Source organism: Paenibacillus sp. EC2-1, from assembly GCF_049311625.1.
Lineage (GTDB): Bacteria > Bacillota > Bacilli > Paenibacillales > Paenibacillaceae > Paenibacillus_AQ.
Genome location: NZ_CP186006.1, coordinates 4,952,321 through 4,972,184, shown reverse-complemented (window position 1 = coordinate 4,972,184; position 19,864 = coordinate 4,952,321). Strand labels below are relative to the sequence as shown.

The following is a 19,864-nucleotide window of genomic DNA, read 5'->3' as shown; positions in this document are numbered from 1 at the left end:
ATGGTAACCAGAATAAGTGGTTTGGCATCTGGTATGGATATAGACTCAATGGTAAAAAAATTGATGCAGGCGGAGAGTAAGCCTCTTGATAAGCTAAATCAGCAAAAGCAATTATTGGAGTGGAAACGTGAAAATTATCGTGAGACTAGTACGAAATTAGTATCATTTCTTCAAGATAAGCTTTCGAAGCTGAGTCTAAGTAGTTCGATTGGTGCTCAGAAGGCAACCGTCACAGGCAATACTGATGCTGTTTCTGCAACAGCCTCGGCTACAGCTAGTGGAACGATGGAAATTACGGTAAAGAACTTGGCAACAGCTTCACGAATGGTGACCGCTGATACTACCACTTTTGATATGGATAGTTCAACCTTGCTCTCTAATATGAATCCTAAAATGATTGCCGGGGATTATGAAATTGGCGGAACAACTATCAAAGTAACGGCTGAGGACACGATAGAATCTTTTGTTCAGAAAATCAATAGCAGTAAAGACGCCGGTGTTACTGCCATATATGACAAAAAATCAGGCTTATCATTAACCAGTAAAACAACTGGTGAAACTAACATTAATATACATCCTGATGTAGCATCAGCATTTAAGTTACAATCTAAACCAGGTTCTGATGCTACCCTAACGGTCAACGGTCTGACCATTACCAAACCGTCCAATTCATTCGATATAAATGGAGTTTCGATTACATTAAAGCAACCTACACCTACCGATGGAGTGGCGACACGTATCGAGGTTACTAAAGACACAGATAAACTTGTTGAGTCAGTTCAAAGTTTTGTGGATGCCTATAACGATGTTTTGGGTCTTTTAAATAGTAAGGTGAGTGAAGAACGCTATAAAAAATATACCCCTCTTAGTACAGAAGAAAGAGCAGCAATGAGTGATGAGGAGGCCAAGCTCTGGAACTCGAAAGCGAAAAGCGGTATGCTGAAGAATGACAGTATTCTCCAAGAGACAATTTCTGAGATGCGTACTGCTATGCTCCAGGGTGTTGATATTGGTAGAGACAGTGGTAAACCATTAATGCTTTCTGAGCTGGGTATCACAACAGGAACATATGATACAAAGGGTAAACTGATTCTGGATCAAGATAAACTGCGTAAGGCTCTTGAAGCCGATCCTGATATCGTCAACAATTTTTTTGGGAAGCAGGATTCTTCTACTGCCCTAACTAACAAATATACACAGCAAGATGGAGTATTTGCAAAATTAAAGAAAATTACGAATACTAGTCTTCAGAAGATGGCGGATACAGCAGGTACTTCCAAAGTCAGCAGTGATTTGGCAGCTTCTTTCTTAGGGACCAGTTTCATGGGTGAACAACTTTCAGTTTTAGACCGCCGAATTAGTGATATGACGAGCCGTCTGAATAGAATTGAAACTAACTATTTCAAAAAATTCACCGCTATGGAGACAGCAATTAACCGATATAGTAGTGCATCTTCAAGTCTTGCAGGTTTCACGGCATAAAGGAGGTTACAACATTGATTAACTCCCCCTATCAAAAATATCAACAGGTACAGACTCAGACCGCATCAAAGCCCAAACTTCTAATCATGCTTTATGACGGTGCCATCCGTTTTGTTCGTTCTGGAATTGAAGGAATTGAAGAGCAGAATATTGAGAAGACAAATACGAATTTGTGTAAGGCACAGGCCATAATACATGAACTTATTTCTTCTCTTAATTTCGACTATCCTATATCTAAGGATTTATTGTCCATTTATGATTATATGGTTAATCAACTTATAGTAGCTAATGTTAAAAAAAGTACGAATTCTGCCACAGAAGTGCTGGAGCATTTAACCGAACTTCGGGAAGCTTGGATAGAAGCAAGTAAAGCACCAGGAGTCGGAGGTGCCATGTGACAAGAGATGGAATAACGGAATTAATTGAGGAATTAGAGACGTTGACAAGACAAGCGATCAATGATTTAGAAAATATGGATGAAGAAGATTTTGAGCAATTTACGATTACAAGACTACACATTGTTGAAAGTATGAAGAGATATATTGATGTATTGAATGATGGCAACAAGAAGCATATAGAAGAAATACTCAAACTCGATCCGATAATCCTTGAAAGAATGCAAGCTCTAAAAGATGAGGCGGCAAACTGGATAGAAAGAAGAGAATCAATTCGTATTCAGCAAAACGCCTATCTTCACTCATACACACATGACAGTTACTTTATAGATCATAAAAAATAGTTTTCAAAATTAAAATTGAAAAAAGAAGAGCACCTGCAATGAATATTTGGAACAAACTAATCCAAATGTTTCCTAGGTGCTTTTCTTTTTAATTATAGGGGGGTTTTTTAAAAGAACTGTTCACTCTCTATCAATTAAGTCCGATAATATTATATAGGTAGTCAAGAAAATTTTCGGATTGGTGGTATCTTCATGATTAATATACAAAACAACATTGATGTCTTGACAAAGAAATTCCCCCATGTCAGAGCTAAGCTGTTGTCTATGCAATCCAATTTAGAGTTAACTAAGTCCCGGAAGTATGAAGAACTGGTCGAAAAAGATGCTGCTTGGCTTCAAGCTGTTAATAGCTCTATTGGAAATTATAAACTCGTCTTTGTATATGGTTTTGGAAGAGGGGCGAGTATCGCAGATCTTTTGGAACAGTATCCTGATCGGTGGTTTTTCATATATGAGCCAGATGAAGAGGTATTCTATGAAGCTGTTTCAAAATATGATATTAGTTTCCTTTTTGATCATCCCAGCTTTCATTGGCTGTCAATTGGAGAAGAACAGTTGAATACTCTGTTCTATATACTTTGTAATTATATGGAAAGTGATGTTGCCTTTGTTGCTTTAAGGGAACATTTGGAGTCTCGTATTGATCAATTAAATGAGATTAAACAAAAATTCTTAAAGTACAGAAAAACATTTCTTGAGAATAAAATTACTGAAAATCGATTTCGTGAAGATTGGACCCGAAATTATTTGTTCAATATCTCGAACGCACTTAAAACTCCTTCTATTGAACAATTATATAACACATTTGAAGATGCGACCGCAGTGATTGTTTCCTCAGGTCCGTCTCTTGATGAGGATATTGAATTTTTAAAAAAATTACAGCCACATATTCTAATTATCGCAGCAGGTTCAAGTATACAGGCTCTTATTAATCACAATATTCGTCCACATCTAGCGGTTATTGCGGACGGAGACCCAATTAATATGAAAATTTTTTCCGATGCAGAAGCCGTGAAATGCCCGTTGTTATTTTCAACGACATCATACTATGGAGTTGCTGATACGAATACATCTGAAAAAATTCATGGTGTCCTGAGTAGTGACTTTGTATCTCAATATTTTCTAGATATTAATAGAGATAGTATATATCTTGTTCCTTCAGCTACAGTTTCAGGGATTGCAATTCAGGCAGCTGCTTGTATGGGAGCGAAAAAAATAATCTTAGCAGGACAAGATCTCTCTTTTCCAAAAAGAAGATTTTATAGTAATGGCGTGAATCATTTCTCGAATGAAATTATAAACTCTGAAATTAATGCTTATGACGATAAAGTTATAAATGTCAGTGGAGACTATAATTTAACGAGTCAAAGCATGCTTATAATGAAAAGTAATATTGAAACTCTGATAAGTTGGTTTCCCGAAATTAAGTTTATTAATACCAGCCGTTACGGCGCGGTCATTGAAGGAGCACCTTTTAGGTCGATTGAGGAAATCTATGATGAGCTTCTATCCGGTAATATTGCGCCTAATGCAGTAAGCGATTGGGTGCTAAATAATCCTTCTGTTAGAGACCCGGATCGTATTCTCCATATTAAAGAGAAGATGGAATCAACGTTGTCTGATATTTTGTCTATGCATTCCGAAATAAAAGTCCTGCAAAAGCACATGAGTAGGTTGCGAGAACTTAGTCGGATCAAACCAGCAAAAGCACAAAAAGAATTGGAATTAATTGAAGAAAAATGGGGTGCTATTGCCGATAGAGATTGGTTTGCTACAATTATGGAATCAATAATACCACTTCAAATTGCTAAATTTGATCAATTGCTACCTATTATTATTACGGAGCAGAATCTGATTAGTAAAACGGATTTGATATATGATCATTTGGGACAATTGCTTATGAATATTGATGATACTATTCCATCGCTCCAGAAAATGTTCGTGGAAGCTATTCATCGTATGAATCAGCTTGAGGTGCTCCAGTAATCGGATTTGGACGCTAAACCTATGGATTTTATCAATACACTATGTCTTATATCCGGAGGTAATTATGTTTACGAATAAAGTGGTATTAGTAACCGGCGGAACAGGATCGATCGGCAGCGAGATCGTTCGGAATATACTGACTTACAATCCGAAGGCTTTAAGGATATTCAGTCGAGATGAAAGCAAGCAGTTCAATCTCCAACAGGAGCTCAAAGAATTTGATAATGTTCGATACTTGATCGGCGATATTCGGGACAAGCAGAGACTGAGCTATGCAATGGAAGGTGTGGACTATATATTCCATGCCGCGGCACTTAAGCATGTTCCTTCTTGTGAATATAATCCGATGGAGGCTGTTAAAACGAATGTAATTGGTGTGCAGAACCTCATCGAAGCAGCACTTGAAAACAACGTGGAAAAAGTGATCGCTATTAGCACGGATAAAGTAGTTAACCCAACAAACACCATGGGAGCGACGAAGCTGTTATCGGAAAGGCTGATTTCAGCAGCCAGTCTATATAAAGGCAGTAAACGAACTGTATTCTCCTGTGTAAGATTCGGTAATGTGATGGGGTCGAGAGGTTCTGTCATCCCGCTATTCCGTGAGCAGATCTTAAAGGGACAGCCGGTAACCGTCACGCATAAAGATATGACGCGGTTTATGATGTCTATCCCTCAGGCTGCTCAGCTTGTTATCGATGCAGCGCATTATTCTCAGGGTGGAGAAGTGTTCGTTCTTAAAATGCCAATTCTTAAAATAACGGATCTTGCAGAGTGTATGATCGAATTGTTCCAAGAAGCATCGGGTCATAAATATGCTGGGAAAATAACTGAAACCGGTGTACGTCCAGGAGAGAAAATGTATGAAGAGCTAATGACTCTTGAAGAATCGGAGAGAGCTTTAGAGAACGAAAGAATGTACCTTATTCCTTCTTCCTTCATTTCGAAAGAACCTCATTATGATGGATTTAAAAAGGCTCCGCATCAAGAGTACTCATCCATGACGGCACCACGTATATATGAGGCAGAAATTCGGCAGTTACTCCAAAATTATGGTTTGGGATTTACAAGAGAGGCTTCGTATGAAGAAGCTCGATAAATGTCTAGCGATTATCCCCGCTCGGGGTGGATCTAAAGGGGTACTTCGAAAGAACCTACGATTAATTAATGGAAAACCGCTAATTCAATATACAATTGAGGCTGCATTGGGGAGTCAATGTATCGATCAAACAATCGTATCGACGGATTGTCCGGAGATTGCTCAGGTGTCTGTCGAAGCTGGAGCAATGGTCCCTTTTATTCGACCTTCTACCTTAGCTGAAGATCAATCCAGAACGATGGATGTTCTACAGCATGCTGTTGAATTTTATGAGAAACAGGGTGTATTTTACGAACACATTATTCTGCTTCAGCCTACGTCGCCATTGCGTAATTCTTTCGATATCGAAGAGGCTTACAGCTTATTTTTGCGAAATGAGGCAGATTCCTTGCAAAGTGTGTCGCCGGTATTGCAGCATCCTTATTTGTTTAGGAAGTTTGAGGATACAATCCTAGAGCCATATCATTCTGTGGAAGATGAACGATTACGGCGACAGGATTTGGAAGAGATATTTGTCTTAAATGGAGCTATTTATATTGTTAGGAAAGAGCTCCTGATGGAAGAAAGTTCATTAGTTGGACCTAGGAACTGTGGTTATGTAATGCCTAAAAGTCGATCAATTGATATCGATGATGAGTTGGATTTGGAAGTGGCCGAGGTTTATCTGAGAAAAACTAATGGTGTTGATATGACATAAGAAGGAGTGAACAGCCATGAGTGAACCACACTTTGGCAAGGAGGGGCATGAAGTATATATTATTGCCGAGATTGGTGTAAATCACAATGGCTCACTTCAAAGGGCTAAGGAATGCATTGATCAGGCGGCTGCTTGCGGCGCAGATGCCGTCAAATTCCAGACCTTTAAGAGCGAAAAGCTGGTAACAAAGCAAGCAGTGAAAGCGGAGTATCAAGCGGAGAACACCGATGCTTCTGAGAGTCAGCTCGATATGCTTCGCCAGCTAGAGCTCAGCTTTGATCAATTTTTGATCTTAAAGCAGTACTGTAAACAGAAGAATATTGATTTTCTATCCACGCCTTTTGATGAGGAAAGCGCTGGATTTTTAAATAGCATTGAAGTGGATGCTTTTAAAATCGGATCCGGAGATATGAATAACCTTCCCTTTCTTGCTTACATTGATCAATTCGAAAGACCGGTTATCCTATCTACAGGGATGGCAGGTCTTGAAGAAGTGGAAGAGTCTCTAAGTGTCTTTACTAAGAGTAGTGTTGCTCTTTTGCATTGCACATCGGATTATCCTGCACCTTTAGAAGATGTGAATCTATTGGCCATGAAAACGATGGCTGACACGTTTAAGACAGTAACAGGCTATTCCGACCATACGGATGGGATTGAGATTGCCGTAGCCGCCGTTGCTATGGGAGCTAGAATTATTGAAAAGCACTTTACGCTAGATCGATCACTGCCCGGACCGGATCATATGGCATCGCTTGAGCCTGATGATTTTAAACGTATGGTACAAGCTATTCGCAATGTAGAGCGAGCTTTGGGAGATGGTGTAAAACGGTGCATGCCGTCGGAAGAGAACACGAAGGTCGTGGCTCGTAAAAGTATTGTTATGAGCCGCAGCAAAAGCGCGGGAGAGGTACTGACGGAAAATGATTTTGCCATAAAACGCCCAGGCACGGGAATTGCACCGAAATATTATTCCGAATTGATAGGAAAACAGCTACTTAATGGGGTTGAAGAAGATCAGTTGCTTCAATGGAGTGATCTAAAATGAAAAAAATCTTAGTTGTTACAGGCACAAGAGCTGATTACGGTATCTATTATCCTGTTATGCAGGCTATAGAAGCAGAGCCTTCGCTTGACTTGCATCTCTTGGTAACGGGCATGCATTTATCGCCTCAGCATGGGTTATCGATCGAGCAAATTCAGAAGGATGGTTTTAAAATCTCCGCTCAAGTTCCTTGTCTCCTAAATGGTACGACTCACGCCAATATGTCACGAGGAATAGGCTTGGCCGTTATGGGAATGACACAGGCTATGGAAGAAATACAACCAGACGACGTACTCGTTCTTGGAGATCGCGGAGAAATGCTGGCGGCTGCCATTGTTGCATCTTATATGAATATACCGTTATTCCATTTACATGGTGGTGAGGTATCCGGAACCATTGACGAATCTGTTCGTCACGCGATTAGCAAACTGGCGCATGTTCATCTGGCGGCTACGGAAGGTAGCAAGGAGAGGTTGATCAAACTTGGAGAAAATGAGTGGAGAATCCATGTAGTTGGCGCTCCAAGGCTGGAGACGATCGAAAAAACGGTATTGCCTCAATGGGAGGATGTAGCTGTACAATATGGCTTGCCTTTATTAAATAAATATATTTTATTCGTATATCACCCAGTGACAACAGAGGAACATGATCTTCTTTCTCTACGCGAGATGCTCAATTCTCTGCTTGCAAGTGGACAAGAAGTTATATGCATCATGCCGAATTCGGATGCGGGTGCGGATGCAATCTTAGAGGTTTACGACACTTACTCTAATGTTGAAAGATTTCATAGAGTCACGAACTTTGAACAAATCCACTACTTGACTGCCCTGAAGTATTGTTCTGTGCTGGTTGGAAACTCTTCCTCCGGAATCATTGAGGCTGCATCTTTTCGTGTACCGGTAATTAATATTGGAACGCGTCAGCATGGAAGAGAACGTTCTGACAATGTGATTGATATACCGGTATGTGCAGCGGCCTTGGCGAAAGCATTAAAGAAGGTGTTCAGTGATCCCTTTCAGCAAAAATTAAAGACTGTACAAAATGTGTACAGTCAACCTGAGACGAGTACTGTAATTGTGAATACCATAAAAAGTATCTCGTATTCACAGGAACTTATTCAAAAAACGATTACTTATTGAGGAGGGGATGCCTTGAGTTATATCGTTTATGGAGCCGGTGGACATGCCAAGGTTGTCATTGATATTTTGCGTTCCCGTTCTGAGGAGATCGTTGGGGTAATGGATGATAATATTCTGGTGGACGAATGGAATGGGCTTCCCGTTTTAGGTGGTACGGATCGTTTGCAACACATCATAAGCCAATTTCCTGAATCGTTGTTTATCGTAGCTATTGGTGACAATGAAGCCAGGAGGAGAATTTCTGACATGTTGGTTAATGCAGGAGGACATTTCGGGAATGCTATTCACCCAAGTGCAGTCATAGCACCGAGTGTTAATTTAGGACTGGGTACTGTCGTAATGCCGATGGCTGTTATTAACTCGGATGCAGTAATTGGAGAACATGTGATTATCAACACGTCAGCAACCGTAGATCATGACTGTAGCATTGCGGATTTTGCTCATATTTCACCTGGTGTAAATATTGCTGGATCGGTAATAATTGAAGCTTCCGTACATATCGGCATTGGAGCAGCAGTCATTCAAGGGGTTAAGATAGGGCGCAATACGGTTGTCGGAGCAGGTGCATGTGTAATCAACTACCTGCCAGCAGATGCTGTGGCCGTTGGATGTCCAGCAAAAGTGATTAATTACGTAAGGGATGAGACGATATGTTAGAACGTGGTGACAGAATTTATTTATCCTCTCCGCATATGAGTGGTCTGGAGCAGCAGTATATCTCGGAGGCATTTGAAACGAACTGGATAGCTCCTTTGGGTAAAAATGTGGATTGCTTTGAGAAGGAGCTTGCTACATATGTAGGTAGTGAAGGAGCTGTAGCACTAAGCTCCGGCACGGCTGCAATTCATCTGGCACTAATCCTGCTGAATGTGGGTAAGGGAGATATTGTGTTCTGTTCATCGCTTACGTTTGTTGCAAGTGCGAACCCAATTCTGTATCAAGGCGCGACGCCTGTCTTTATCGACTCTGAGCCTGAGACCTGGAATATGTCGCCTGAAGCTTTGAAGAGAGCACTTAAAGATTATGCTGCTAAAGGACAGAAGCCAAAGGCAGTCATTGTGGTCAATCTATATGGACAAAGCGCGGATTATGACCGGATTAAATCGATATGTGATGAATATGAAGTACCTATTGTAGAAGATGCGGCGGAGTCACTGGGAGCTAGTTATAGAGATAAAAAAAGTGGAACCATCGGTAAGTTTGGTGTTTTTTCTTTTAATGGCAATAAAATAATAACTACCTCAGGTGGAGGAATGTTAGTTTCAGATGATGCTAACCTTTTATCCAAGGCTAGATTCTATGCTACTCAAGCTAAGGATCCTGCAAGGCATTATCAGCACAGTCATATCGGATTTAACTATCGTATGAGTAATGTGTTAGCTGGTATTGGGAGAGGTCAACTTCAAGTGCTTGACGAAAGGGTTGCTCGTAAAAGAGAGATATTCAACTTTTATTGTGAGTCTTTGTCCGTAGTTGAAGGGTTATCGTTTATGCCTGACTCGATACACGGAATATCGACAAGATGGCTGACTGCCATGTTAATCGATCCGGACAAGGTCAAGGTGACATCAAGTGAAGTTGTAGATCATTTGGAGCGATATAACATTGAATCTCGTCCTGTATGGAAACCGTTACACTTGCAGCCGTTATTTAAGGATGCAGTGTACTATCCGAATGGAGAAACAGATGTAAGCCGACAACTGTTTGAACGAGGTATATGCTTGCCCTCGGACACAAAAATGAGTCAACGAAGCGAGTTGTTAGTTGTTGAGGGGATTTTTGATCTTATCCATCGTTAGGCTACTAAAGTTAGATAAGAAGTTTAGTGATTTCTCATCTTGTTAGTTATTGGAGTGTTTTTTTAAATGTCCAACTATAAATTGCTTTTTATGGCCGATACAATCATAGATCCTATTAAAAGATTTTTATCTGATACCACAACAGAGTCTGGTATTGAAGCATTTATAGCCCCATATAATCAAATCTATCAATTACTGCTGAATGATTCTCATCCTGTTTGGCAAGATGAGATGGATATACTGGTTATTTGGTCCACTCCTCAAAGAGTGGTTCCTCTCTTTGATAAGCTGTATAACAACGAAGAAGTCTTTGTAGAAGATATTTTGCAAGAAGTAGAACAGTTTTCAGATCTTATCACTAAGGCAAGCAAAAGAGTGAAGTCTATTTTTGTGATTTCCTGGTCACTCCCTCCACATTTACGATGGAATCAAAGCATGGCTTATAAGAATGACATTGGTTTAACAAATGTTTTAATGCAAATGAATTTGCTGCTATCGCGCCGCTTAAGCATGCATCAAAATATTATTATGTTGGATTCTCAGTACTGGTATTCAGCTATACAGAATAGGAGTTTCGATCCGAAGCTTTATGCTGTTGGGAAGATAAATTATACAAGAGATTTTTTTGAGTTTGCTGCTGAGGAGATAAGAGCAGCAGTTACAAGTATTTATGGACAAACTAAAAAATTAATCATCTGTGATCTTGATAACACCTTATGGGGGGGCGTTATTGGTGATGACGGCATGAATAATATTCTACTTGGTGGTATAGATCCGATTGGTGAAAGTTTCGTATTGTTTCAAAAGGAATTAAAAAGATTGAAAAATAGAGGCGTATTGCTTGCTATTTCTAGTAAAAATAATGAGAGCATAGGGATGGAAATGATTGAAAACCATCCGGAAATGATATTACGAAAGAATGATTTCGCGCATTATCAGATCAATTGGAATGATAAAGTAGATAATATTGCGAGAATTGTTAAGGATCTTAATATTGGGCTGCACTCTGTTGTTTTTCTAGATGATAATCCGATTGAACGGGATCAGGTTAGGCATGCGTTCCCGGAGATTTTTACTCCTGATTTGCCGAAAGATATTACGCATTATCCCTCATTTCTCAGTTCGTTAAAGTGTTTTGATACGTTAAAGATAACTCGGGAAGATAGAGAACGAACAGGATTTTATCAGATAGAATCCCAGAGAAAACACCTACTTCAAGAAGCAGGGTCCAAGGAGAAATGGTTGAAATCTCTGGGGATCTTAGTGAGCACTGATTTTATTAATAAAAACAACTTACAACGCGCTGTACAATTGTTGAATAAGACTAACCAATTTAATATGGCTACTAATCGTTATCTAGAAGATGAATTCTGGGAGTTTAGTAAATCACCCTTAAATAAGGTTTATGTTTTTCATGTTAGTGACAAGTTTGGCGATTCCGGTTTAACAGGTTTGATAAGTATCCGTATGGATAAGGGACAACTGGAAATTGTGGACTTTGTAATGAGTTGTCGGGTTATGGGTAAAGGCATTGAGGACGCCATGCTTTCTAGTGTTGTGTCACACGTTTCCAAGAATAGTGATATACAAACCATCAAAGCTATTTATAAGCCAACAGCCCAAAATCAACCTTTCTATGATTACATCAGCTCAAAATATAATGATAAAACCAGATACACTGTAGAAATGAGCGAGCTGAATAAGCCCAATCACATCACTATAATTCAAGGGTGGGACTAGAATGAGTTCTTTTGAAAAAGTGCAAATGATAATAGCGGATATTATGGAAGTACCCATTAATTCAGTAAATATAAACTCTCATAAAAATGATTTTGAGAAATGGGATTCGTTAAGTCAGTTAAACCTAGTGATGGAGATCGAGGCCTCTTTTAATATTTCGTTGGATTTAGAGGAAATGAGCCTTATGAACTCTGTTAGAGATATATTAAATTTGATTGAGAAACACACTCAAAAAGGTTAAGGAGCACGTTTGATTATGAAAGAGGTTGATTATTTTGGACCAACAGCGAAACTCCATCATGTCGGTCTTGCTATTCCAAGTATAGAAAAATCAAATTTAACGGAGTTAGAAGTTTTTTCGGATCCAATTCAGCAGGTGAATGTGAGCTTTATTAAGCTGGGAGATATTAATATTGAGCTTATTGAACCTGATAGTGAACACTCCCCAATAACTAATAGCTTGAATAAGGGCAATAAATTGGTGCATCTCTGTTATGAGGTAGATAGTCTCGAACAGAGTATTAAAAGCGCAATCGATAATCAATTTAAAGTCCTGCAAGAACCGGTCCATGCAGTAGCTTTTAATCATAGAAGGATTGCTTGGGTATATCATCGCTTTTGGGGACTATTTGAATTATTGGAGAGGGACCATACGGATGGAGATCATTCATTATAACGATAGTTACTTCGAGGAGTTAGTACGTTTTCTAAAGAACAATTGGGCAGAAAACCACCCGATTTATGACAAAATGCTATTTGATTGGCAATATCGAATAGACCATGATCACGATTCGAATTGTCAGTTGCTTGTGAAGGATGGAAAGATCATAGGATTCTTGGGTAACATTCCTGGGGATTTTTCAATTGCCGGCGAAAGGTTAAAAGGCGTTGGCCTAACGATGTGGATTATTGATAAGGCCTATCGAGACTCGGGACTTGGGGTAAGGTTGCTTATGCAGACTGAGCGTGAATCATCTGTAACCTATACGTTAGGATGTGGACCTCAAGTTGTACCGTTGTATAAGCGTATGGGCTATACGTACATCGAAGCTTTAAATCGTTATGTTATGCCGTTAGACCGTATGGGTTACTCTATGCTTCTGCAAGAAAATAGGGGTGATATAGGGATAGAGATAGCCGAGTGGGTTAAACAAACCCATAAAGAGCATATTGGCGTTGAGATGCCTACTTATATCTCTGCAGGTGAACTAGAATGCCTGTATACGAGGACAATCCAGCAAAAATTTGTTTTTTCCCAGTATAGAGATTGCAGTTTTTGGGATTGGCGCTACACCAATAGCTCGGGTTATAAATATCATTATTTTGGTGATCCCAAAGTAAATGGAGTCATCGTTGTTCGGATAGATAGAACTTATGCACCAGAAGATAAATTGCTACACGGTCTGGCCGTGTTACGAATTATAGAAATATTACCTGCTAATTCTGATGTCTGGGATGGTGCGATAAATAACAACATATTGGAATTGCTTCAAGGAGTGCTTCAATGGGCGAAGATGAATGGGTGTGTAGCAGCAGATTTTCAGATTAGTAATAATCGTTTGGAGCATTTGCTTATGAGAGTAGGATTCCGAAAACAGAATATAGACTATACTCCATACTCATGTGGTTTAGCAGGATTATTTCAGCCATTTCGTCCAAAAGTTAATCGCATTAATTTTACGTGGAAAATAACCGATAAAGAAATTAGAACAGAAATGCTTCCAAACGAAACGTACTTTGTAAAATCGGATTGTGATATGGATAGACCAAATGTTTGGCCCCTTCCTGAGGGATGGAACACATAGAGCACACATAAGAAAGTGTGGGATAAAACCTTATGAATTTTGCAGTCATGTACCATTATGTTCGAGAACAAAATGGTTGGAGCGGAATATCCCCCTTAACTCCTGATGCTTTTGAAAGACAAATCGATGCCATTTTAGATAGTCACCAAATTGTTAGCGTAGAAAAACTTAGGAATCGATCACTAGAGCCTAAGGCTGTGATTACGTTTGACGATGGGACTAAGGATCAGTACAGATTTGCATTTGAAATTTTGCAAAGAAAAGGCGTACAGGCATATTTTGCGGTGATGTCAGGTCCTAGGATTACAGGAGAAATACCATTAGTTCATCTTATCCATACAGTTCTTTCATTTATATCTGATGAACAATTGTGGGGAATCATATCAGACGCTTACAGCATAGATGACCTGACAAATAAAAGTGCTATTTATCATTATGAAGCCAACCTTTTTCGTAGATACAACAAATACGTATTAAACTTTCTGCTCAATGAGCAGGAAGCAAGAAGGATACTAGAGCCAATTTTTAAGGATATATTTCCTGACAACCCTGCTTTTATTGATGAATACTATTTATCAGATTCAGAGATTATTGAGATGCATAATGCCGGAATGACGATAGGTGTTCATTGTCATAAACACACTCCATACTATGGTAATGCTTTACATTACTTCGAAAATGAAATCTTACCGTGTAAGGAATACCTCGAAAGGTTAGGTATAACCCCAAGATGGTATACCCCTCCTTTCGGGGGTGGCAACTTACATAAAGAAATGCAGAAAGAGTTAACACCTATTTTGATGGAAGCAGGATTTACAGGTGGTTTTTTGACCACTCCCGGAGTTATCGATGATACATATAATTTCTGGATCTCTCGTCTGGACTGTAATAAACTGGTGAATTTAGATGTTCAATCTGTTTTGAAATCATATCTCTAATAAATCAACTCAACTAGGAGTGGCCTAAAAATGAAAAAGATAGAATTTATTCAACAGTATGCTGAGCTTGAAAAAGAAACCCGTAGCGAACTACTTGAGCTGTTTGAAAACAGTCCATTACCTAAAAAAGAATTAATAGATCACATGGCACTTTATGTTCATCGCCAAATGATGTCTAGAATACTATTCTTAAATGATCTGTATCAACAAATACTAGATGTAAATGGAGTTATTATGGAATTCGGTGTTCGCTGGGGAACAAATCTTTGTATATATGAGTCTCTCCGGGGAATCTATGAGCCATATAATTATACGAGAAAAATAATTGGTTTTGACACTTTTGAAGGCTTTCCTTCGGTATCTCCTAAAGATGGAGCAGATGAAATTATTAAGGAAGGGGCTTATGCGGTAACCGAGGACTACCATGAATACTTATCGGATTTGCTTTTTACACGTCAGAAGTTAAGCCCGTTAAACCATATCAATAAATATGAGCTTGTTAAAGGCGATGCTACAAAAACACTTGAAGAGTACCTCAAGCAGCATCCAGAAACAATTATCTCATTGGCCTATTTCGATTTTGATATCTATGAGCCAACAAAAGTATGCTTAGAATTAATCCTGGACCGAGTGACAAAAGGAAGCATTATTGCATTTGATGAATTAAATTATCCAGCATTCCCAGGAGAGACACTTGCACTTATGGAAGTTATGGGGTTGAAAAATTACAGACTTCGTCGATCTAAGTTTGCCACGGTTCCTTCTTATATTGTTTTTGAATAATTAACTATAAGTATATCTTATGTTTAATCCCGGTTAAGTTAACCAGAAGAGGGAAGGATTTATTGAGACTGATAACGGTGCTTACATATTCGTTTACTTCCACAATTGGGTTAGGAAGCTTAAACGCTCTGTAATATGGGCTAGCTTTAGAGCTTGAAATTGTGGGAAGCTGCCGGCGGAGTACAAGCATTCAACATCATCTAGTCTTTCTTATCACAACACAACCGACTTACATAAACGAGTAGTATATTATAAATCACGTAACTGTTACACCTGGTGATTTATATGAGACATGGCACGAGCAAATCTTACACGATTTAGCGAATGCTTTTCATAGTCTATTTGCATAGTTAATATTTAGCCAAGCACTTTTTAGGAGGATGTTACTTTAAGAAGTACTAGTTTCCTTTATTGGAAAATGCAATGTGATTGTAGTAACTTATTACTAGGGCTTCCGTTTTAGGGAGGCTCTTTTTCATCCCCTGTTTCACCCCCACCCCTCCCGGGTATATAAAAATGACACCGTTTTCATATTTCCACTAAACTCATACTTTTGTCTCGATTGACATGGATATCTTTGGGTGTTATAGTCGGAAATGTGGACAACTTATGTCGGTTCACATACTTATTTTATTTGATGATGAAGGGAATGTTAGTGCATGCAAGGTAAAGTGAAATGGTTCAACGCAGAGAAGGGTTATGGCTTCCTCGAGACTGAGGACGGCGGCGACGTATTCGTACATTTTTCCGCAATTCAGTCCGAAGGGTTCAAGACTCTAGAAGAAGGGCAATCCGTAGAATTCGAAATCGTCGAAGGTGCCCGCGGACCGCAAGCTGCTAACGTAATCAAATTATAATCATCCCGGCTCAGCCGACCTACATATACGGTTAGATGGTTAACAATTGAAGATTCGGATAGCTACAGACTCCGGTGAAAGCCGGGGTCTTTTTTATATGGTTTAGAGCTGGAAATAGCTTCACTGAGGCTCTTATTCCGTAACCTTCACATAACGGCTGTTAACTTTATCACACAAGCGCTTACATGTTAGCTAACTTACACAAATTCGTCTTTTTACATGGGCTTAACAAAGTGTTATAATGAAGAAGCAAAGGAGGAGTGCCATATGCAATTCACAATTCGAGGACAACAGATTGAAGTGACCGAAGCTTTGAAGGAATACGTTGATAAGAAGCTCGGTAGACTTGAAAAGTATTTTGATGCACCCCCCACTTCTGAAGGATACGTTACTTTAAGCGTTATCCGAGGTTTGCACACAGTGGAAGTGACGATCCCATTGCCAGGCGTGGTGCTGCGGGCAGAAGACCGAAGCGAAGATATGTACGCTTCAATTGACGCTGTTGTGGACAAGTTAGAACGACAAATCCGCAAGCATAAGACGAAGCTCAACCGTAAGTTCCGCCAGGAAGGCAGTCTCAAGACCTTGTTCGTAGAGGATGGAACTGCAACAAGTTCTGTAGCTGTAGAACAAGAGGAATACGATGATGATGAATTGGAAGTTGTCCGTACGAAGCGTTTCACAATGAAACCGATGGACGTAGAAGAGGCCATTTTGCAGATGAATATGGTTGGTCATGATTTCTTCGTATTCACTAACATTGAATCTCAAGAAGTGAATGTAGTTTACAAGCGTGATGATGGGAAGTACGGCTTGATTGAGCGCGATTAGGCTCGCAGAGTTTTTTGCAAAATGAATGCTGTACACGCACGATCCGGATTTACGGCTTACCATGAAATGTATGAAGACGAGCCTTCACCCGTGAACAGCGGGGGAAGGCTCTTTATATGTATATAAGAAGAGATGTCCTAATGTGTTGCGGCATCTCTTACAAACTGTTACAATTTATGCAAACAAACTTATCTTGAGGGATTAATTTCTTGCCCGGCAGGAATGAAAATTTTTCATTTAGTTTCAATGAATCGATTTCATCATTCAACCCTTTGGCATTTAATGAAGTTGATTCTATCATCTGTTTTGCACGAAAGGGGTTAACCATGCTAGGACTTGTCAAAAAGATCTTCGGCGACACCAACGAGCGCGATGTCAAACGTCTTATGAAGACGGTCGATGTAATTAACAAATTGGAACCGGAATTCGAGGCGCTCTCGGATGAACAACTGAAAGCGAAAACCGAAGAGTTCCGTGCGCGGATCGAAAAGGGTGAAACGCTGGATGAGTTACTTCCAGAAGCGTTTGCGACAGTTCGTGAAACCTCCAAACGGACACTCGGCAAGCGTCACTATGACGTGCAGCTGGTCGGGGGGATGGCCCTCCATGAAGGCAGAATTGCAGAGATGAAGACGGGTGAAGGTAAGACTCTTGTAGGTACCCTTCCAGTATATTTAAACGCACTTCTTGGCAAGGGTGTTCATGTGGTTACCGTCAATGATTACTTGGCAACACGTGACAGCGAAGAAATGGCGCAGATATATAATTTCTTAGGTATGACCGTCGGGGTTAACCTGAGCGGTATGGATCATTCGTATAAGCAGGCAGCTTATGCGTGTGATATTACGTACGGAACGAACAATGAATTTGGTTTTGACTACTTGCGTGACAATATGGTGCTGTATAAAGAGCAGATGGTACAGCGTCCTCTTCATTTTTGTATCATTGATGAAGTGGATTCCATCTTGGTCGATGAAGCTCGTACACCACTGATTATTTCGGGACAAGCTCAGAAATCAACAGAGCTTTATTATGCAGCAGACCGTTTTGTGAAGCGTCTTGAAGCAGAAGAGGACTACACTGTTGACATTAAAGTCAAGGCAGTAGCTCTGACAGAGAAGGGTGTAGCTAAAGCAGAACGCGCCTTCGGAATTGAGAACCTGTATGACCACAATCACGTTACACTTAACCACCACGTGGTTCAAGCGCTCAAAGCGAACGTTATTATGCGTCGTGATGTGGACTACGTTGTAACAGAAGACGAAGTTGTTATCGTTGACGAATTTACAGGTCGTCTGATGGCTGGACGTCGTTACAGTGATGGACTGCACCAAGCGATCGAAGCGAAGGAAGGCATCGAGGTACAGAATGAGAGCATGACCCTTGCGACCATTACGTTCCAGAACTACTTCCGTATGTATCGTAAGCTGGCTGGTATGACAGGTACGGCGAAGACGGAGGAAGAAGAATTCAAGAAGATCTACGGTCTTGAAGTGCTTCAAGTTCCTACGAACCGGCCGAACCAGCGTGTTGATATGCCAGATGTGGTATATAAGAGCGAAGAAGGTAAGTTTAAAGCGGTTGTTGAAGAGATTGTGGAGCGTCACAAGAAGAATCAACCGATTCTCGTAGGTACCGTATCTATTGAGAACTCTGAACGCTTGTCGGATATGCTGAAACGCAAAGGTGTACAGCATAAAGTACTGAATGCCAAGTACCATGCTGAAGAAGCGGAGATCATCTCCCGTGCTGGTGAGCCAGGTTCCGTGACCATCGCTACCAACATGGCAGGCCGTGGTACGGATATCTTGCTTGGTGAAGGTGTAACAAACGTAGGTGGACTGCATATTATTGGTACGGAACGTCATGAATCTCGACGGATCGATAATCAGCTTCGTGGTCGTGCTGGTCGCCAGGGTGACCCAGGTTCAACTCAGTTCTACCTCTCTCTTGGAGACGAATTGATGAAGCGTTTCGGTACGGACAATGTACTGAACATGATGGAACGCCTTGGTTTTGAAGAAGACCAACCTATTGAGAGTAAAATGATTACCCGTGCGGTAGAATCCGCTCAGAAACGTGTTGAAGGTAATAACTTTGATGTACGTAAAGTCGTTCTTCAATATGATGACGTGATGAATCAGCAACGGGAGATTATTTATAAGCAGCGTCGTGAAATTTTGGAATCTGAAGATATCAAGCAGATTGTTCTTGATATGATCAAGCCCGTGATTGAGCGTGTCGTTGATGCTCATTGCGGCGACGATATTCCAGAGAACTGGGAACTGCAAGAAGTCGCAGATTACATCAACAGCAAGCTTCTAGATGAAGGTGCTGTTACACGTGATGAGCTGTGGGGCAAGGAGAAGGAAGAGATCACGGAGCACCTCTTTGAGCGTGTATTACAGAAGTACAAAGAACGTGAGCAATCCATCGGTGAAGAGCTGGTGCGTGAGTTCGAGAAAGTTATCGTTCTTCGTTCTGTAGACAGCAAGTGGATGGATCATATCGACGCGATGGATCAACTTCGTCAAGGTATCCATCTTCGTGCATACGGTGGTACTGATCCACTTCGTGAATATCAATTCGAAGGCTTCGAAATGTTCCATGCGATGATCGCTGCGATTCAAGAAGAAGTGTCGACTTATATTATGAAGGCACATATCGAGACGAATCAGGAGCGTCAAGCTGTTGTGGAAGAGAGCAAGGTATCCACGAACGGTGAGCCAGCAGAGAAGCGCCCTGTTTCGGTTGAAGATCAGATTGGACGTAACGATTTATGTCCATGTGGCAGCGGCAAGAAGTACAAGCATTGCCATGGACAGAACGCGTAAGCGACAGATTGCATAGTAATATCGTATCGCTCTAACCGCGGTACATTCACAGACTCCCTTGAGAGTAAACAGGGGAACACCGAGATGGCTTAA

General features: G+C 40.4%; 19 protein-coding genes. All 19 read left to right on the top strand.

Translation table 11 applies throughout. The features are described from left to right. Positions 1–1,482 (top strand): flagellar filament capping protein FliD, encoded by a 1,482-nt coding sequence (fliD, locus tag ACK8P5_RS23410; RefSeq protein ID WP_422658577.1) that lies wholly within the window; start codon positions 1–3, stop codon positions 1,480–1,482. A 14-nt stretch (positions 1,483–1,496) separates the two neighbouring features. Continuing rightward, the gene (fliS, locus tag ACK8P5_RS23405; RefSeq protein ID WP_422658576.1) at positions 1,497–1,880 is read left to right on the top strand and encodes a flagellar export chaperone FliS; all 384 of its coding nucleotides are present in this window, start codon (positions 1,497–1,499) and stop codon (positions 1,878–1,880) included. After that, positions 1,877–2,221 (top strand): hypothetical protein, encoded by a 345-nt coding sequence (locus ACK8P5_RS23400; protein WP_422658575.1) that lies wholly within the window; start codon positions 1,877–1,879, stop codon positions 2,219–2,221. The genes fliS and ACK8P5_RS23400 overlap by 4 nt, the downstream gene beginning before the upstream one ends. A 192-nt stretch (positions 2,222–2,413) precedes the next feature. Next, complete coding sequence (locus ACK8P5_RS23395; RefSeq protein ID WP_422658574.1) at positions 2,414–4,207, top strand: motility associated factor glycosyltransferase family protein; 1,794 nt, start codon at positions 2,414–2,416, stop codon at positions 4,205–4,207. A gap of 64 nt (positions 4,208–4,271) precedes the next feature. Beyond that, on the top strand, positions 4,272–5,306 hold the full coding sequence (locus ACK8P5_RS23390) for a UDP-N-acetylglucosamine 4,6-dehydratase family protein (protein ID WP_422658573.1): 1,035 nt from the start codon (positions 4,272–4,274) through the stop codon (positions 5,304–5,306). Further along, positions 5,290–6,003 (top strand): acylneuraminate cytidylyltransferase family protein, encoded by a 714-nt coding sequence (locus tag ACK8P5_RS23385; RefSeq protein WP_422658572.1) that lies wholly within the window; start codon positions 5,290–5,292, stop codon positions 6,001–6,003. The genes ACK8P5_RS23390 and ACK8P5_RS23385 overlap by 17 nt, the downstream gene beginning before the upstream one ends. Before the next feature lie 16 nt (positions 6,004–6,019). Beyond that, complete coding sequence (neuB, locus tag ACK8P5_RS23380; protein ID WP_422658571.1) at positions 6,020–7,048, top strand: N-acetylneuraminate synthase; 1,029 nt, start codon at positions 6,020–6,022, stop codon at positions 7,046–7,048. Then, entirely contained in the window at positions 7,045–8,184 is a 1,140-nt protein-coding gene (neuC, locus tag ACK8P5_RS23375; RefSeq protein WP_422658570.1) for a UDP-N-acetylglucosamine 2-epimerase, read from the top strand. Before neuB ends, neuC begins: the two co-directional genes overlap by 4 nt. 12 nt (positions 8,185–8,196) lie before the next feature. Beyond that, entirely contained in the window at positions 8,197–8,841 is a 645-nt protein-coding gene (locus tag ACK8P5_RS23370) for an acetyltransferase (RefSeq protein WP_422658569.1), read from the top strand. Beyond that, entirely contained in the window at positions 8,835–9,983 is a 1,149-nt protein-coding gene (locus ACK8P5_RS23365) for an aminotransferase class I/II-fold pyridoxal phosphate-dependent enzyme (RefSeq protein WP_422658568.1), read from the top strand. Before ACK8P5_RS23370 ends, ACK8P5_RS23365 begins: the two co-directional genes overlap by 7 nt. 66 nt (positions 9,984–10,049) lie before the next feature. Further along, positions 10,050–11,723, top strand: a complete 1,674-nt coding sequence (locus ACK8P5_RS23360) for an HAD-IIIC family phosphatase (RefSeq protein ID WP_422658567.1) — start codon at positions 10,050–10,052, stop codon at positions 11,721–11,723. A gap of 1 nt (position 11,724) precedes the next feature. Beyond that, complete coding sequence (locus ACK8P5_RS23355; RefSeq protein WP_422658566.1) at positions 11,725–11,964, top strand: acyl carrier protein; 240 nt, start codon at positions 11,725–11,727, stop codon at positions 11,962–11,964. Positions 11,965–11,979: 15 nt separating this feature from the next. Further along, positions 11,980–12,399 (top strand): VOC family protein, encoded by a 420-nt coding sequence (locus ACK8P5_RS23350; RefSeq protein WP_422658565.1) that lies wholly within the window; start codon positions 11,980–11,982, stop codon positions 12,397–12,399. Next, positions 12,353–13,528, top strand: coding sequence for a GNAT family N-acetyltransferase (locus tag ACK8P5_RS23345; protein ID WP_422658564.1), 1,176 nt, complete (start codon positions 12,353–12,355; stop codon positions 13,526–13,528). The genes ACK8P5_RS23350 and ACK8P5_RS23345 overlap by 47 nt, the downstream gene beginning before the upstream one ends. A gap of 32 nt (positions 13,529–13,560) precedes the next feature. After that, the gene (locus ACK8P5_RS23340) at positions 13,561–14,466 is read left to right on the top strand and encodes a polysaccharide deacetylase family protein (RefSeq protein ID WP_422658563.1); all 906 of its coding nucleotides are present in this window, start codon (positions 13,561–13,563) and stop codon (positions 14,464–14,466) included. A gap of 30 nt (positions 14,467–14,496) precedes the next feature. Beyond that, positions 14,497–15,249, top strand: a complete 753-nt coding sequence (locus tag ACK8P5_RS23335; protein WP_422658562.1) for a TylF/MycF/NovP-related O-methyltransferase — start codon at positions 14,497–14,499, stop codon at positions 15,247–15,249. 659 nt (positions 15,250–15,908) lie between these two features. After that, positions 15,909–16,106: a cold-shock protein gene (locus ACK8P5_RS23330; protein WP_422658561.1), complete on the top strand. Its 198-nt coding sequence runs from the start codon at positions 15,909–15,911 to the stop codon at positions 16,104–16,106. A 267-nt stretch (positions 16,107–16,373) separates the two neighbouring features. Continuing rightward, positions 16,374–16,937, top strand: a complete 564-nt coding sequence (gene hpf, locus ACK8P5_RS23325) for a ribosome hibernation-promoting factor, HPF/YfiA family (RefSeq protein ID WP_422658560.1) — start codon at positions 16,374–16,376, stop codon at positions 16,935–16,937. Between the two features lie 326 nt (positions 16,938–17,263). Further along, positions 17,264–19,771 carry a preprotein translocase subunit SecA gene (gene secA, locus ACK8P5_RS23320; RefSeq protein WP_422661561.1) on the top strand — a complete coding sequence of 836 codons (2,508 nt, stop codon included), beginning with the start codon at positions 17,264–17,266 and terminating at the stop codon, positions 19,769–19,771. Positions 19,772–19,864 lie beyond the last annotated feature (93 nt).

Coding starts and splice junctions, on each gene's coding strand:
- ACK8P5_RS23395 (WP_422658574.1), top strand. CDS start 2,414: ATGATTAATATACAAAACAACATTGATGTCTTGACAAAGAAATTCCCC.
- neuB (WP_422658571.1), top strand. CDS start 6,020: ATGAGTGAACCACACTTTGGCAAGGAGGGGCATGAAGTATATATTATT.
- secA (WP_422661561.1), top strand. CDS start 17,264: ATGCTAGGACTTGTCAAAAAGATCTTCGGCGACACCAACGAGCGCGAT.
- hpf (WP_422658560.1), top strand. CDS start 16,374: ATGCAATTCACAATTCGAGGACAACAGATTGAAGTGACCGAAGCTTTG.
- ACK8P5_RS23355 (WP_422658566.1), top strand. CDS start 11,725: ATGAGTTCTTTTGAAAAAGTGCAAATGATAATAGCGGATATTATGGAA.
- neuC (WP_422658570.1), top strand. CDS start 7,045: ATGAAAAAAATCTTAGTTGTTACAGGCACAAGAGCTGATTACGGTATC.
- fliD (WP_422658577.1), top strand. CDS start 1: ATGGTAACCAGAATAAGTGGTTTGGCATCTGGTATGGATATAGACTCA.
- ACK8P5_RS23330 (WP_422658561.1), top strand. CDS start 15,909: ATGCAAGGTAAAGTGAAATGGTTCAACGCAGAGAAGGGTTATGGCTTC.
- ACK8P5_RS23390 (WP_422658573.1), top strand. CDS start 4,272: ATGTTTACGAATAAAGTGGTATTAGTAACCGGCGGAACAGGATCGATC.
- ACK8P5_RS23360 (WP_422658567.1), top strand. CDS start 10,050: ATGTCCAACTATAAATTGCTTTTTATGGCCGATACAATCATAGATCCT.
- ACK8P5_RS23365 (WP_422658568.1), top strand. CDS start 8,835: ATGTTAGAACGTGGTGACAGAATTTATTTATCCTCTCCGCATATGAGT.
- ACK8P5_RS23385 (WP_422658572.1), top strand. CDS start 5,290: ATGAAGAAGCTCGATAAATGTCTAGCGATTATCCCCGCTCGGGGTGGA.
- ACK8P5_RS23335 (WP_422658562.1), top strand. CDS start 14,497: ATGAAAAAGATAGAATTTATTCAACAGTATGCTGAGCTTGAAAAAGAA.
- ACK8P5_RS23350 (WP_422658565.1), top strand. CDS start 11,980: ATGAAAGAGGTTGATTATTTTGGACCAACAGCGAAACTCCATCATGTC.
- ACK8P5_RS23340 (WP_422658563.1), top strand. CDS start 13,561: ATGAATTTTGCAGTCATGTACCATTATGTTCGAGAACAAAATGGTTGG.